We start from the raw sequence: 14,023 nt of genomic DNA on the forward strand, positions 1-14,023 counted from the left end.
CGATCAGGTCCCGCAGAAGGTCGCCTGGATCCGCTCCTCGGGCCGCGGCGGCTCGGCGAGATGGAGCAGCGAGGGCTCCTCCTCGAAGGGCTGCGCGAGCGCGCGGGCGAGATCGTCGGCGAGCGACAGGTCGCCGCCCTGGGCGGCGGCGAGGGCGGCCTCGACGCGATGGTTGCGCGGGATCACCCAGGGATTGACCGCCCGCATCGCCGCGCGCCGGCCACCGCCATCCCCCTCCTCCCGCGCGAGACGCTCGCGCCAGCGCGCCGCCCAGCCCTCCCAGTCGGGGCCGAGCGAGGCACGCATCGGATCGTCGTGATCGGGGCCAGCGGCCGCATCGCAGAGCCGGCGGAAGGTCAGCGTGAAATCGGCCCCAGCCTTCGCCATGAGCGCGAGGAACCCGTTCGCGAGGTCGGCATCGCCGTCCTCTTCCCGTGCCAGCCCGAGCTTGGCGCAGAGCCCGGCCCTGTACGCCGCATCGAAGCGATCGGCGAAGGTGCCGAGCGCCGCCTCGGCCTCGGCGATCGCCGCAGCCTCGTCGTCGGCGAGGAGGGGCAGCAGCGTCTCGGCGAGCCGCGTCAGGTTCCAGAGCGCGATCTGCGGCTGGTTGCCATAGGCGTAGCGGCCCTGCCGGTCGATCGAGGAGAACACCGTCGCGGGGTCGTAGGCGTCCATGAAGGCGCAGGGCCCGTAATCGATCGTCTCGCCCGAGATCGAGCTGTTGTCCGTATTCATCACGCCGTGGATGAAGCCGACGAGCAGCCAGCGCGCGACGAGCGCGGCCTGCCGCGCGATCACGCCTTCCAGCAGGGCGCGGTAGCGGTTCTCCGCTTCGCCAGCCGCGGGATCGTGGCGGGCGATGACGTGGTCGGCGAGGAGCCGCAACCCCTCGACGTCGCGCCGCACCGCGAAGAACTGGAAGGTGCCGACGCGGATATGGCTCGCCGCGACTCGGGTCAGCACGGCGCCCGGCAGCCGGCCTTCGCGATAGATGCTCTCCCCGGTCGCGACGGCGGCGAGGGCGCGCGTGGTCGGGATGCCGAGCGCATGCATCGCCTCGCTGACGAGATATTCGCGCAGCACAGGCCCCAGCGCCGCCCGCCCGTCGCCCATGCGGGAGAACGGCGTCGGCCCCGCGCCCTTGAGCTGGATGTCGCGGCGGCGTCCTTCGCGGTCGATCACCTCGCCGAGGAGGATGGCGCGCCCGTCGCCGAGCTGCGGCACGAAGCCCCCGAACTGGTGGCCGGCATAGGCCATGGCGATGGACGCCGCGCCCTCGGGGAGACGCTGGCCCGAGAGGATCGCAACGCCCTCCGGGCTCGCGAGGGCCTGCGGGTCGAGGCCGAGTTCGCGCGCCAGCGGCTCGTTCAGCCGGACGAGCCGGGGCGCCGCGACGGGCGTCGGCTCGACCTCCGCGAAGAACCGGCCAGGCAGGCGCGCATAGGAATTGTCGAAGGCGAAATGGGCCGTCATGTCGGAATGATATGGCGGCACCCGCCGGCCGGACAACCGCATGGCAGCCCCGATGCCGGGGCGGGGTGCGGCAATTCATCCCAAGAGGACCGCTCGCGTGGCCGTGATGGCCGACCCGGCAGAGCCCGGACGATGCGCCGGGGCCGTCGGGAGCGGGTTCGTCCTCCCGATCGCGGCGGACGCGATCGCATTCTTCCGGCCGTGCGCGCCCCCTCCCCTCCCAAGGCGGAAACCGAGACGGTGCCGGACGGCCCCCGGCGTCCGAGACACGCTTGACGTCGGCCCCCTGAGGCGTCCTGAAGCGGATCACCTCAACCAATCGGAACCCGCCTATGGCCCGCGTCCGCGACATCGATCCCTCAGAGCTTCAGCCCGATCTCGCGGCGATCCACCAGCGCTACCTCGACACCTACGGACCGTTCGCGAGCCAGGCGGCGGTGCTGGCGCATGTTCCCGCCGCCCTTCGCCACCTGCCGCCGCTGCTGATGGAGCTGCGCGAGGCGAAGACGCTGTCCAAGCGCTACCTCGAGATCGCGATCGTCGTCGTCTCGAAGCTGAACGAGTGCCATTACTGCGTCGCGATGCATAAGCCCTTCCTCACCGTGGAAGGACTGTCGCCCCAGGGCATCGACGGCATCCTCGCCTATCGCGACCATCCGGAACTCGACGAGGTCGACCGGCTGGTCGCGGAATATTCGGAGGTCGCCTGGACGACGCCGAACCGGGTCTCGGACGCGCTCTTCGCGCGCCTGCGCGAGCATTTCAGCGAAGCCCAGATCGTCGAACTCACCCTGCGCATCACGCTCTGCGGCTTCTTCAACCGCTTCAGCGAGGCGCTCCGCATCGACGATTGAGGCGGGCTCAGCCGCAGGCCCGGTCCGCCAGGCCGGCCTGCATCGCCAGCGCGACGAGCGCCGCATCGCGCGGCGGCGTCGCGGCGACGAGGGTCTTCCCACCCAGCGATCGCGTCTCGAACCCTGCCGCCGCCGCCGCGATGGGAAACACGCGCTCGACGGCATGGTGGAGGGCGCCGTCGAGTTGGCCGCCCTCTTCTTCGAAATCCGAGGTCTCGAGCCGGAGCGCGCGCAGCGGCGCGAGCGCGGAGGGCCTGACCCAGAACATGGAGCCTTCGAAGAAGCCCAGGGCCGGCCGACCCTCCATCCGGGCGGCCAGGGCTTCGACGCGGTCGCGGTTCGCCATCCAGTAAGGCGGCGCGCTGCGGAAGCACCAGCTCAAGCCGACGAGACCGACCTTCGGATCGGCGAATTGCGCGAGGATCGAGGCCGTCGCCTTCCGCGAGCCGGCGAGGGCGGCGTAGAGCAGGCGGCGCCGCAGATCCCCGTCCCGCAGATGCGGGCTTCTCTTCGTATGGATCTTGAGGACGGCGTCGAGGCCGTCGAGCCGCCCGGACTGGAGCAGATGGAGGAACGGGGCGATGTCCCGGCCCCGGTTGGGCACCTCGACGACATCCACCAGCGGATCGCCCGCCGCGCGTTCGGCGAGGAGGGCGGCCTGGCGCGCCGGCGCGGTGACGATGAGCCGTGCGCCGGCCGGCAACGTGGCATGGGCGGCGCGGATCGCCGGCCAGAGTTCCGGATAATAGACATGCGCGACCGTCGCGACCCGGAGCGAGCCGGGGACGACGGCAGAGGTCAGCCGCGCGGAGCGGAGCGCCTGGAAGACGGGTGAGACATAGGCGATTCCGGCCCCGATCCCCGCCACGCGCATCGCGGCGAGATACGGCCGTCGCAGGATCCGTTTCCAGATCGGCTTGCTGCCGCGGGCATGCCGACGAGGCGTGGGTGAAATCATTACTTCTGCTCATAAGTCGGAACGAGCATTCAGGCGAGGATCATCTAGGCCCTCGGCGAAGATGTCGTCGCGCCGCGTTGCAGCCCTTGCGCCAACGTCCCGCTCCAGCTCTCATGGCGTGGCGGCCGCGATCCGGCGGAGCAGACCGCGCAGCGTCGTCCGGAGGGAGCCGTCCATGCAGGGTGTCACCGTCGTCGAGCACCCGCTCGTGCAGCACAAGCTCACCCTGATGCGGCAGAAGGATCGCTCGACGAAGGGGTTCCGGCAGCTGCTCAACGAGATCGGCATGCTGCTCCTCTACGAGGTCACGCGGGACCTGCCGCTCGAGGCCGTCGAGATCGAGACGCCCGTCACGCGGATGATGGCGCCCCAGCTCGTCGGCAAGAAGCTCGTCCTCGCCCCGATCCTGCGCGCGGGCGTCGGCTTCCTCGACGGAATGCTCGATCTCGTCCCCTCCGCCCGCGTCGCCCATGTCGGGCTCTACCGGGACCCCGAGACGCTCTCGGCCGTCGAGTACTATTTCAAGGCCCCGTCCGACCTCGAGGACCGGCTCGTCCTCGTGCTGGATCCGATGCTGGCGACCGCGAATTCCGCCGTCGCCGCCGTCGATCGGCTGAAGGAGCGCGGCGCGCGCGACCTGCGGATCGTCTGCCTTCTCGCCGCTCCGGAGGGGATCGCGCATTTCACCAGCGTGCACCCGGAGGTGCCGATCTGGACGGCCTCGATCGACGAGCGTCTGAACGAACACGGCTACATCGTCCCGGGCCTCGGCGATGCGGGCGACCGCATGTACGGCACGCGATAGGCCCGCCGCCGTGCCATCCGCTCCCCGTTTCGTCGCCGTCGATTGGGGAACGAGCCGCCTGCGCGCCGCCCTCGTCGAGGACGGCCGCGTGGTCGGGCGGTCGGACTCGGACGAGGGCATCGGCCGCCTGAGGGTCGGGGAGCACGAGGCCGCCTTCGCGCGCGTCTGCGGTGCCTGGCTCGCGGCCGAGCCTTCCCTGCCGGTGGCGTTGGTCGGGATGGTCGGAAGCCGCGAGGGCTGGTTTCCCGCGCCCTATGCGAGCTGCCCCGCGGGGGCCGCCGAGATCGCGGCCGGCGCGCTCGCCGTCGATCTGCCGCACGGAGCGACGGGTTTCGTCGTGCCCGGCCTGCGATTCGACGAGGACGGCCGCGTCGACGTGATGCGCGGGGAGGAAACGCATCTGCTCGGCAGCGCGGTCGTCGACGGGCTCGTCTGCCTGCCCGGCACGCATTGCAAATGGGCGCTGATGACCGGCGGGCGCATCGCGCGATTCGCCAGCTTCATGACCGGCGAGATGCATGCCCTCCTGCGCGAGCATTCCATGATCGGGCGCCCGGCGACGGAGCCGGGCGATCCTGCCGGCTTCGCGCGCGGGCTCGCGATCGGCATGGCGGCCGCGCCGGGCGGCCTGCTGAACCTGCTCTTCGAAGCGCGCGCCGCGACGGTCGCGGGCGCGATGTCGCCGGCCTGTCTCGGCCCCTACCTCTCGGGCCTCCTCACCGGGCAGGAGATCACGGGCGCCTTCCGCCTGTTCGGACGCCCCACGACCGTGACGGTGGTCGCCGACGAGCCGCGCGCGGCCCTCTACCGCGACGCGCTCGGCAGCGAGGGGATCGGCGTCACGGTGCTCGGCCAGGAGCCGACGTTGCTCGCCGGGATCGCAGCGATCCTTGCCGCGAGATAACGCGCACCGGATCACGAAATCGGCGCCCGCCGTCTTCACCATCCGGCGACTCTCCGCATGTACCGTCGCGCTGCGAGGAGATCTGCCGGTGACGAGAGTGCTCACCTGGGCCGCCGGAACGGCCTGCGCCGCCGCTCTGGCCGCGTCGCTGGCCGGCGAGCGGCTGGCCGGCCTCGTCGCGACGCGCGAGGGGCCGGAGAAATCCGTTGCCGCGCCGGCCCGACAGCCGTTTCAGGAGCCGCGCAGCGTCAGCGTCCTCGGCGACGGGCGAGGCCATTTCGCCGTCGAGGCCAGCGTCGACGGCCAGGTCGTGCCGATGCTGGTCGATACGGGCGCGAGCCTCGTCGTCCTGCGCGAGGAGGATGCGCGCAATCTCGGGATCAGGCCCTCCCGCGCCGAGTTCACGGGCCGTGCCCAGACGGCGAACGGGACGGTCGAGACCGCGCCCGTCCGGATCCGCTCGCTCAAGGTCGGGGGCATCGAGATCCGCGACGTCGAGGCCGCCATCGTGCCCGAGGGCAGGCTCGGCATGAACCTCCTCGGCATGTCCTATCTGCGACGCCTGAAGGGGTTCGAGATCGCCGGCAACCGGCTCCTGCTCCGGGGCTGAAACCCGCCTCATCGTCCCCGCGGACGATCGGATGATCGTCGAGGATTTGAGCGCGCGCGAAAACAGTGTAGCTCGCCCTCCATGACCACCCGTCTCACCGCCCGCTTCGACGCCTGCCGGAAGGAGGCCCGCGCCGCCCTCGTGACCTACGTCATGGCGGGCGATCCGGATCCCGAGACCGCGCTGCGCGTCGTCTGCGGCCTCGCGGAGGTCGGAGCGGACGTGATCGAGCTCGGCATGCCCTTCACCGACCCGATGGCGGACGGACCGGCGATCCAGGCCTCGGCCCTCAGGGCGCTGAAGGCCGGACAGACGACGGCGAAGACGCTCGATCTCGTCCGCCGCTTCCGCGAGCGCGATCCGGCGACGCCCGTGATCCTGATGGGCTATTTCAACCCGATCTACGTCTACGGCGTCGAGCGCTTCCTCGCCGATGCCAAGGCGGCCGGCGCCGATGGTTTCATCGTCGTGGACCTGCCGCCCGAGATGGACCAGGAATTCTGCCTGCCGGCCTTGGCGGCGGGCTTCGCCTTCATCCGCCTCGCGACCCCGACCACGGACGATGCGCGCCTCCCGGCCGTGCTGACCAACACCGCGGGCTTTGTCTATTACGTCTCGATCACGGGCGTGACCGGCACGGCGACGCCCGATTTCGGCCGCGTCGCGTCGGCGGTCGCGCGGATCAAGCGGCACACGGAGCTTCCGGTCGTCGTCGGCTTCGGCGTCAAGACCCGCGAGCATGCCGCCGCGGTGGCGGCGGGCGCGGACGGCGTCGTCGTCGGCTCGGCCCTCGTCGATACGCTGCGCGCGTCTCTCGGCCCGGACGGGCAGGCCGGACCGGACACGGTCGAGCGCGTCGTGGCCCTGGGGCGTGAACTCGCCGCCGGCGTGCGGTCGGTCGACAAGACGGGGGCCTGACGCCTCGCCTCAGGCCGGCTGCTTCGCCCTCACCGTCCGCTCGCGCGAGAGAAGATAGAGGCCGGAGCCGATGACGATCGCCGCGCCGATGGCCGTGTAGCGATCGGGCAGATCGCCGAAGACGAAATAGCCGAGCGCGGTCATCCAGACGATCTGGGTGTAGATGAAGGGCGACAGCACCGAGGCCGGTGCGCGGCTATGGGCGACCGTCAGGAGCCCGTGCCCGACCGCACCGAGGACGCCGGTCGCGAGGAGAGCCGCCCAGACCGCGGGACCCGGCGGCTGCGCCCAGAAGAAAGGCAGGATCGGCGTCAGCAGGACGACGCCCGCGAGACCCGAATAGGTCATGGTCGTCACCGGCGGATCGTGGGCGGCGAGCATGCGGGTGATGAGTGCGTAAAGCGCGTAGAAGACCGTGTTCACGACCGTCAGGAAGGCCGCCGGGTGCAGCGAGCCGCTGCCGGGCCGCGTGATGACGAGGACGCCGAGGAAGCCGATCACGATCGCCACCAGCCTCCGCGGCCCCACCCATTCGCCGAGCAGCGGCCCCGCCAGCAGGGCCACCAGGAGCGGCATCGCGAACTGGATCGAGATCGCCTGGGTGAGCTGCAGATATTGCAGGGCGAAGAAATTCAGGATCGTCGAGCCGAACAGCAGCAGCGAGCGGACCACTTGGAGCGTCAAGCGGTTGGTGTGCATGATGCGGGGGCGCGTCCAGCCGTTGAGGAAGACCGACAGGAAGACGACGCTGACGGCGTAGCGGAACCAGGTCGTCACCACGGGATCGACATGGCGCGTCGCCCATTTGCCGCAGGCGTCGAGGCAGGCGAAGCAGAAGACCGCCGCGCACATCAGCGCGATCGCGGAGAGCCTCCCTCCCCCGCGATCGGAGGCCTGCCCGTCGCGCGCAGGCACCGCCTCCGGTTGGTCCGGGTCTCGACCCTGCCGCGTCATTCTGTCATGAATCCCGCCACCGCTCGCAAGGCTAAAGGCTCTTGCGAAGCTCGAATAGCGTTTAGCCGCGCCAATCGGTTAACGTCGGGATAACCATTCGCGGCAACGTTCCGATGACCGCGGGAATCACCTCGCGGATACGAAAAGGGGGCTCCGGAGCGTGAGAGGACAGTCGAAGGAGGCTGACGGCGTCGCCGCGCGCGGACGGCGTGCGATCGCATGCCTCTCGGCCGCTCTCGCGTTTCTTGTCGCAGGCACGGCCGGCCTCCAGGATGCCAATGCGAATGGCGACACCCGCACGCTGCACCTGATCCACGAACATACCAAGGAAACCGCCTCGATCACGTTCCGGCGCAACGGCGCCTATTCGAGCGAGGGGCTGCGGCAGTTGAACTGGTTCCTGCGGGACTGGCGGGTCGACGAGCAGGTCCAGATGGACCCGAAGCTCTTCGACATCGTCTGGGAGGTCTATCGCGAGGTCCGCGGGCGCCAGGGCATCCATGTGGCCTCCGCCTATCGCTCGCCGCAGACGAACGCGGCCCTCCGCCGTCGCTCGCGCGGGGTGGCGCAGTTCAGCCAGCACATGCGCGGCAAGGCGATGGACTTCTTCGTGCCGGGCGCGAACATGGCCCGCGTCCGCGAGATCGGAATCCGCATGCAGCGCGGAGGCGTCGGGTTCTACCCGCATTCGCGCCACCAGTTCGTCCATCTCGATGCGGGCGGCGTCCGATCCTGGCCACGCCTGCCGGATGCGCATCTCGCCCGCCTCTTCCCGGACGGCCGGACCGTCCATATCCCGCGCAGCGGCAAACCCTTGCGCGGCTACGAGGAAGCCAAGGCGTCGATCCTGGCGCGCGGCGGCGACGTCGCCGGCTATTCCACCTATGCCGCGACCGAGGGCGGTCCACGCAAGAGTCTGTGGGCGTCGCTCTTCGGCGGGGGCGGCGACGACGACGATTCGGAGTTCTTCGCCTCCACCGCGTCCAGCCGCACAGCCCCGGCACGCGTGGCCGCCGTCAACACGTCCGCGGCCAACTCCTCCGATGGCGGGGCTCGCGGCTTCTTCTCGTCCATCTTCCAGCCCCAGCAGCAACCTCCGCCGCAGCAGGCGGTCGCCCCGCCCCCCGAACCGCTTCCCGTCGCGGGGGCGGCCGGCCCAGGCCCGGTCCCCGTGCCGCCGCCGGTCGAGGCCGCCTCCATCGCCATGCCGCTGCCGCCGCGACGGCCCAACGAACTCGTCCCGCCGACGCCGCCCGGAGAAGCCGCGCCGGCCCGCTTGGCGCAGCCCGTGCCGCAACCGACCCGCGTCGCATCGGCCTCACCGGACGTTCCCGTCCCCGTGCCGCCACGGATTCCGGAGCGGCGGAGCGAGGCGCGGTCGCCATCCCGCACGGCCGGTCCCGGGATCGGGACGGACGAACGGGCCGCCCTCAGATCGCTGTTCGACGCGGCCGCCATGAGCACGCCCTCCCGCACAGGCGCCATCGCCCGCGCGGGGGCCGGATCGGGAAGCACCGGAGCGCGCGATCGAGGCGAGAGAGGCCGCTCCGGTTTCTCCTCCGCGGCCCCGGACGGCCCGCGCGCCGGCTCCTTCAGCGGTTCGGCCGTCGCAACCCTTCCGCCGCGCCGCTGACATCCCTGTGTCATAGGACTCGACGAAGGCCCCGTCCGGCAGTCTATTGCCGCACAAAACAGCAATCGCGCTCGGCAACAGAGAGGCCGTGATGGATAACGATCCTGGCTCCAGCGGATCGGACGCGGCGAATGCCGGCACCGACGCGGCGATGGCCGACCGGTTCCGGGAGGCGCTCTTCGCTCGGGTGCCCGCCGAGGATCTCGCGGCCGTCGGCACGGCGGCCCAATCGTCCGCGGCGGCATCCGCCTTCGTCAGGCTCGAAGCGCCGCGCCGCGCGGGCCAGCCCGCCATCACGCTGTCGCATCTGACGGTCGAGGAAGACGGCAGGCCGCGCGAGCTGACGGTTCTCGATGCCGTCAACGACGACATGCCCTTCCTGCTCGATTCGACGCTCGCCGTCCTGGTCCTGCGCGGATACGAGCCGCGGCTCGTCGCGCATCCGATCCTGGCCGTCGAGCGCGACGGCGAGGGGCGCCTGACCGCCCTCAAGGGAGAGGCGACGGCCGCCACGCGCGACGAGGGGACGACGCGCGAAAGCTTCATCCACGTCCATCTCGACCGGATCGACGACGAGACGGCGCGGAGCGAGGTGATCGAGGCCCTGTCGGAAGCCTATGCCGATGTCGCCGCGGTCGCGCGGGACCGGGTCGCGATGCGCAGCCAGATCGAGGGCCTGGCGAGCGAGTACCGCACCAATTCACCCCAGCTTCCCGAAGGCGAGCGCGAGGAGGCCCTCGCCTTCCTCAACTGGCTGACCGACGAACACTTCATCCTTCTGGGCATGCGGGCCTCGCGCATCCCCGATGGCGAGGGCATCCCGCAGCCGCTCGACGGCTCGGGCCTCGGGCTCCTGAGCGATCCCTCCGTCCACGTCCTGAAGCGCGGCGGGCAGATGGTGTCGATCACGCCCGAGATCAGGGCCTTCATGGACCGCCCGCAGGCGCTGATCGTGACGAAGGCGAGCGTGCGCTCGCGCGTCCTGCGGCCCTCCTACATGGATTACATCGGGGCGAAGCTGTTCTCGCCCTCGGGCAAGCTCTGGGGCGAGCTCGCGATCGTCGGCCTGTTCACGGCCTCCGCCTATTCGAGCCCCGCGACCGCGACGCCGTATCTGCGCCGCAAGGTCGACGGCGTCGTCCGGCGGGCCGGGTTCGATCCGGCGAGCTTCGCCGGCCGGACCCTCGTCGAGACGCTGGAGGCCTTCCCGCGCGACGAGCTGTTCCAGATCGACGAGGAGACGCTCGAGACCTTCGCGATCGAGGTGCTGCGCCTGCGCGAGCATCCGCGGATCCGGGCGCTGGTGCGGGTCGACCGGTTCGACCGCTTCGTGTCCATCATGGTCTACCTGCCGAAGGACCGCGACGATGCGGGCACGCGGGCACGGATCGGCGCCTATCTCGCGAAGACCTACGAAGGCCGGGTCTCGGCCAATTATCCCGCCTTCCTGCCCGGCGTCCTGACCCGGACCCACTACATCATCGGACGCGACGGCAGCGCGACGCCGCAGATCGACCGCGAGACGCTCGAAGCGGGGATCGCGGCGATCGCGCGGACCTGGGGCGACCGTCTCGGCGAGGCCCTGGGCCGGACCATCGGCGGGGCGCGGGCACGTGAACTCGGCCCGCGCTACGGAGCCGCCTTCGGCGCGGCCTATCGCGAGGCCTTCGACCCAGAAGCCGCGCTCGGCGACATCGAGCGGATCGAGCAGCTTTCGGAGAACCGTCCGCGCGGCCTCGACCTCTATCGCCGCCCCGAGGACGAAGGCGCGAGGGTGAGCCTGAAGCTGTTCTCGCGGGGGCAGAGCCTCGCGCTGTCCGAGCGGGTGCCGTTGCTCGAGCGGATGGGCTTTCGGGTTCTCAACGAGCGGACCTATCGCGTCGCCGCACCGGGCACGCCGAAGGCGGAGACCGTCTGGCTGCACGACATGGCGCTGGAGCGCGCGACGGGTGGGCCCATCGATATCGAGGCGCTCGACCTCAGGATGGAAGCGGCTCTGCTCGCGGTCTTCCGCGGCGTCGCCGAATCCGACGCCTACAACAAGCTCGTGCTCGAGGCCGATCTCGGCTGGCGCGACACCGCGCTGCTGCGGAGCTACGGCCGCTACCTGCAGCAACTGACGATCCCCTACAGCCAGGCCTACATCGCCGACGTGCTGGCCCGGCACGGACGGCTCGCGCGCTCCCTCGTGGCGCTCGCCTATGCCCGCTTCGACCCCTCCCTCGCGGGCGAGGATTCCGAGGCGCGGGCGAGCGAGGCGCGCACGGCGATCGAGGCCTATCTCGCGGATGTGACGAGCCTTGACGAGGACCGCATCCTGCGCCGCTTCCACAACCTCGTCGAAGCGACCTTGCGGACGAACTTCTTCCAGCTCGGGCGCGACGGGCTGCCGGCGAACATCATCGCCTTCAAGTTCGATTGCGCGAAGGTCGAGGGCATGCCGAAGCCCCGGCCGCTCTTCGAGATCTTCGTCACCTCGCCGCGCGTGGAGGGCGTGCATCTGCGCTTCGGCAAGGTCGCGCGGGGCGGCCTGCGCTGGACCGACCGGCCGCAGGATTTCCGCACCGAGGTCCTCGGCCTCGTCAAGGCGCAGCAGGTCAAGAACGCCGTCATCGTCCCGGTCGGCGCGAAGGGTGGCTTCTTCCCGAAGCAGCTGCCGCCCGCGAGTGACCGCGCCGCCTGGATGGCCGAGGGCACCGAGGCCTATCGCCTCTTCATCCGCACCCTGCTGGACCTCACCGACAACATCGACGGCGACACGATCGTCGCGCCGCCCGAGACGGTGCGGCACGATGCGGACGACCCCTATCTCGTCGTCGCCGCCGACAAGGGCACCGCGACCTTCTCCGACGTCGCCAACGCCATCTCGGTCGAGCGCGGCCATTGGCTCGGCGACGCCTTCGCCTCCGGCGGCTCGAACGGCTACGACCACAAGGCCATGGGCATCACGGCGCGCGGCGCCTGGGAGGCCGTCAAGCGCCATTTCCGCGAGATCGACATCGACATCCAGGCGCAGCCCGTCACGGTCGCCGGCGTCGGCGACATGTCGGGCGACGTCTTCGGCAACGGCATGCTGCTGTCGAAGGAACTGAAGGTCGTCGCGGCCTTCGACCATCGCGACATCTTCATCGACCCGACGCCCGACCCGGCCTCCTCCTGGGCCGAGCGCAAGCGGCTCTTCGACCTGCCGCGCTCGAGCTGGCAGGATTACGACACGGCGCTCATCTCGGCCGGTGGCGGGGTGTTCCCGCGCAGCCTCAAGTCGATCGCGCTCTCGCCCGAGGCGCGGGCGGCCATCGGGCTCGACCAGGAGCACGCGACGCCGACCGAGGTCATGACCGCGATCCTGAAGGCGCCGGTCGACCTGCTCTGGTTCGGCGGCATCGGCACCTATATCCGCGCCGCGGCCGAGACCAATGCCGAGGCCGGGGACCGCGCCAACGATCCGATCCGCGTCACCGGCGCGGAGCTTCGGGCCAAGGTCGTCGGCGAGGGCGCCAATCTCGGCATGACGCAGCGCGGCCGCATCGAGGCGGCGCGGCGCGGCATCCGCCTCAACACCGACGCGATCGACAATTCGGCCGGCGTGAACACCTCGGACGTCGAGGTGAACATCAAGATCGCGCTCACGATCCCCGAGCGGGACGGGCGGCTCGACGCGGAGGCCCGCAACGCCCTCCTGCGGCAGATGACCGACGAGGTCGCCGCGCTCGTCCTGCGCAACAACTACCTGCAGACGCTCGCCCTCTCCCTCGGCCAGCGTCGCGGCGTGGGCGATCTCGGCTTCCAGGCCCGGCTGATGCAGCGGCTCGAAGCCTCCGGCAGCCTCGACCGGTCGATCGAGTTCCTGCCGGACGAGGCGGCCCTGGCGGAGCGCCGCCATGCCGGCGAGGGCCTGACGCGGCCCGAGCTCGCGGTGCTGCTCGCCTATGCCAAGCTCGCCCTGCACGACGAGCTCCTCTCCTCCTCGGTGCCGGACGATCCGTTCCTGTCGCGCGAGCTCGAACGCTACTTCCCGGCCGAGTTGCGCGAGGCCTATCCCGACGCCGTCTCCAACCACCGCCTGCGCCGGGAGATCATCGCGACCCAGCTCTCGAACGCTATCATCAACCGGGGCGGCCCCGCCGTCGTCACGCGGCTCGTCGACGATACCGGTGCGGATGCCGTCACCATCGCGGCCGCCTATGCCGCGACCCGCGACGTCTTCGGCCTGACCGACCTCTACAACGCGATCGACGCCCTCGACGGCCGGATCGGGGGCGAGCGGCAGCTCGACCTCTATTGCACCGTCCAGGACGTGATGTTCTCGCGGATCGTCTGGTTCATCCGCAACGTCGACTTCAAGAGCCGGACCCTGGACGACGTCGTCGGCCAGTATCGCGACGGCGCGGCCGGGGTCGCGGATTCGCTGGAGCAGACCCTTCCCCAGGCCTCGCTCGAGGCCTGGGCGGCGCGGCGGGAGGCGATGGAGGCCGACGGCGTGCCGGCCGATCTCGCACGCCGTCTCGCGGCCCTGCCGGAGATGATCGACGCGCCCGACATCGTGCTCGTCTCGCGCCGCTCGGAGGTTCCGGTCACGCAGGTCGCCGCGACCCATTTCGCGCTCGACGGCATCTTCGGCCTCGGCGCGCTGGTGGAAGCCGGAGCCGCGATCCCGGTCGCCGACCATTTCGACCGGCTCGCCCGGGACCGGGCCATCGACGCGGTCTCCCTCGCCCATCGGCGCCTGACCTCCGAGGTCGTCGCCCGGGGCGGGGACGTCGAGGCCTGGCACGCCTCCCGCGACGGCGAGATCGACCGCATCAGGGCGGCGGTCGCGGCCATCGTCGCCTCCGACCTCACGGTCTCGAAACTCACCGTCGCCGCGAGCCTCATCGGCGACCTCGCCAAGGAATGACCCACGGCATGCGAACG

General features: G+C 70.9%; 10 protein-coding genes. 7 read left to right on the plus strand and 3 right to left on the minus strand.

What is annotated here, in order from left to right; genetic code table 11:
* Window positions 1-3: 3 nt before the first annotated feature.
* Window positions 4-1,473, minus strand: coding sequence for a protein adenylyltransferase SelO (locus EV668_RS22460; RefSeq protein WP_133774399.1), 1,470 nt, complete (start codon window positions 1,471-1,473; stop codon window positions 4-6).
* 332 nt (window positions 1,474-1,805) lie between these two features.
* On the opposite strand from EV668_RS22460, the gene EV668_RS22465 reads away from it, so the two are divergent.
* Window positions 1,806-2,327, plus strand: coding sequence for a carboxymuconolactone decarboxylase family protein (locus EV668_RS22465; RefSeq protein WP_133774401.1), 522 nt, complete (start codon window positions 1,806-1,808; stop codon window positions 2,325-2,327).
* A gap of 7 nt (window positions 2,328-2,334) precedes the next feature.
* On the opposite strand, the gene EV668_RS22470 is transcribed toward EV668_RS22465, so the two are convergent.
* Complete coding sequence (locus EV668_RS22470; RefSeq protein ID WP_133774404.1) at window positions 2,335-3,285, minus strand: rhamnan synthesis F family protein; 951 nt, start codon at window positions 3,283-3,285, stop codon at window positions 2,335-2,337.
* A 175-nt stretch (window positions 3,286-3,460) separates the two neighbouring features.
* On the opposite strand from EV668_RS22470, the gene upp reads away from it, so the two are divergent.
* The 4 genes from upp (at window position 3,461) to trpA (ending at window position 6,522) form a co-directional block, all read left to right on the plus strand.
* Window positions 3,461-4,090: a uracil phosphoribosyltransferase gene (gene upp / locus EV668_RS22475; protein WP_133774406.1), complete on the plus strand. Its 630-nt coding sequence runs from the start codon at window positions 3,461-3,463 to the stop codon at window positions 4,088-4,090.
* A gap of 10 nt (window positions 4,091-4,100) precedes the next feature.
* Complete coding sequence (locus EV668_RS22480; protein ID WP_166652601.1) at window positions 4,101-4,994, plus strand: 2-dehydro-3-deoxygalactonokinase; 894 nt, start codon at window positions 4,101-4,103, stop codon at window positions 4,992-4,994.
* Window positions 4,995-5,082: 88 nt separating this feature from the next.
* A complete protein-coding gene (locus EV668_RS22485; RefSeq protein WP_133774410.1) occupies window positions 5,083-5,604 on the plus strand; it encodes a retropepsin-like aspartic protease family protein in 522 nt (173 codons plus the stop codon).
* Between the two features lie 81 nt (window positions 5,605-5,685).
* The gene (trpA, locus tag EV668_RS22490) at window positions 5,686-6,522 is read left to right on the plus strand and encodes a tryptophan synthase subunit alpha (protein ID WP_133774412.1); all 837 of its coding nucleotides are present in this window, start codon (window positions 5,686-5,688) and stop codon (window positions 6,520-6,522) included.
* 9 nt (window positions 6,523-6,531) lie between these two features.
* On the opposite strand, the gene EV668_RS22495 is transcribed toward trpA, so the two are convergent.
* The gene (locus EV668_RS22495; protein WP_245513370.1) at window positions 6,532-7,437 is read right to left on the minus strand and encodes a DMT family transporter; all 906 of its coding nucleotides are present in this window, start codon (window positions 7,435-7,437) and stop codon (window positions 6,532-6,534) included.
* 199 nt (window positions 7,438-7,636) lie between these two features.
* Here EV668_RS22495 and EV668_RS22500 point away from each other — a divergent pair, with 199 nt between their 5' ends.
* Both EV668_RS22500 and EV668_RS22505 read left to right on the plus strand, forming a co-directional pair.
* A complete protein-coding gene (locus EV668_RS22500) occupies window positions 7,637-9,109 on the plus strand; it encodes a peptidoglycan L,D-endopeptidase MepK (RefSeq protein ID WP_245513371.1) in 1,473 nt (490 codons plus the stop codon).
* Between the two features lie 91 nt (window positions 9,110-9,200).
* Window positions 9,201-14,006, plus strand: coding sequence for an NAD-glutamate dehydrogenase (locus EV668_RS22505; protein WP_133774415.1), 4,806 nt, complete (start codon window positions 9,201-9,203; stop codon window positions 14,004-14,006).
* Window positions 14,007-14,023: the final 17 nt, after the last annotated feature.

The organism is Enterovirga rhinocerotis, assembly GCF_004363955.1.
In the GTDB taxonomy this organism is placed as follows: Bacteria; Pseudomonadota; Alphaproteobacteria; order Rhizobiales; family Beijerinckiaceae; genus Enterovirga; species Enterovirga rhinocerotis.

Excerpts from the sequence above, each read along its gene's own strand:
- EV668_RS22465 (WP_133774401.1), top strand. The coding sequence starts at position 1,806 with ATGGCCCGCGTCCGCGACATCGATCCCTCAGAGCTTCAGCCCGATCTC.
- trpA (WP_133774412.1), top strand. The coding sequence starts at position 5,686 with ATGACCACCCGTCTCACCGCCCGCTTCGACGCCTGCCGGAAGGAGGCC.
- EV668_RS22505 (WP_133774415.1), top strand. The coding sequence starts at position 9,201 with ATGGATAACGATCCTGGCTCCAGCGGATCGGACGCGGCGAATGCCGGC.
- EV668_RS22470 (WP_133774404.1), bottom strand. The coding sequence starts at position 3,285 with ATGATTTCACCCACGCCTCGTCGGCATGCCCGCGGCAGCAAGCCGATC.
- upp (WP_133774406.1), top strand. The coding sequence starts at position 3,461 with ATGCAGGGTGTCACCGTCGTCGAGCACCCGCTCGTGCAGCACAAGCTC.
- EV668_RS22460 (WP_133774399.1), bottom strand. The coding sequence starts at position 1,473 with ATGACGGCCCATTTCGCCTTCGACAATTCCTATGCGCGCCTGCCTGGC.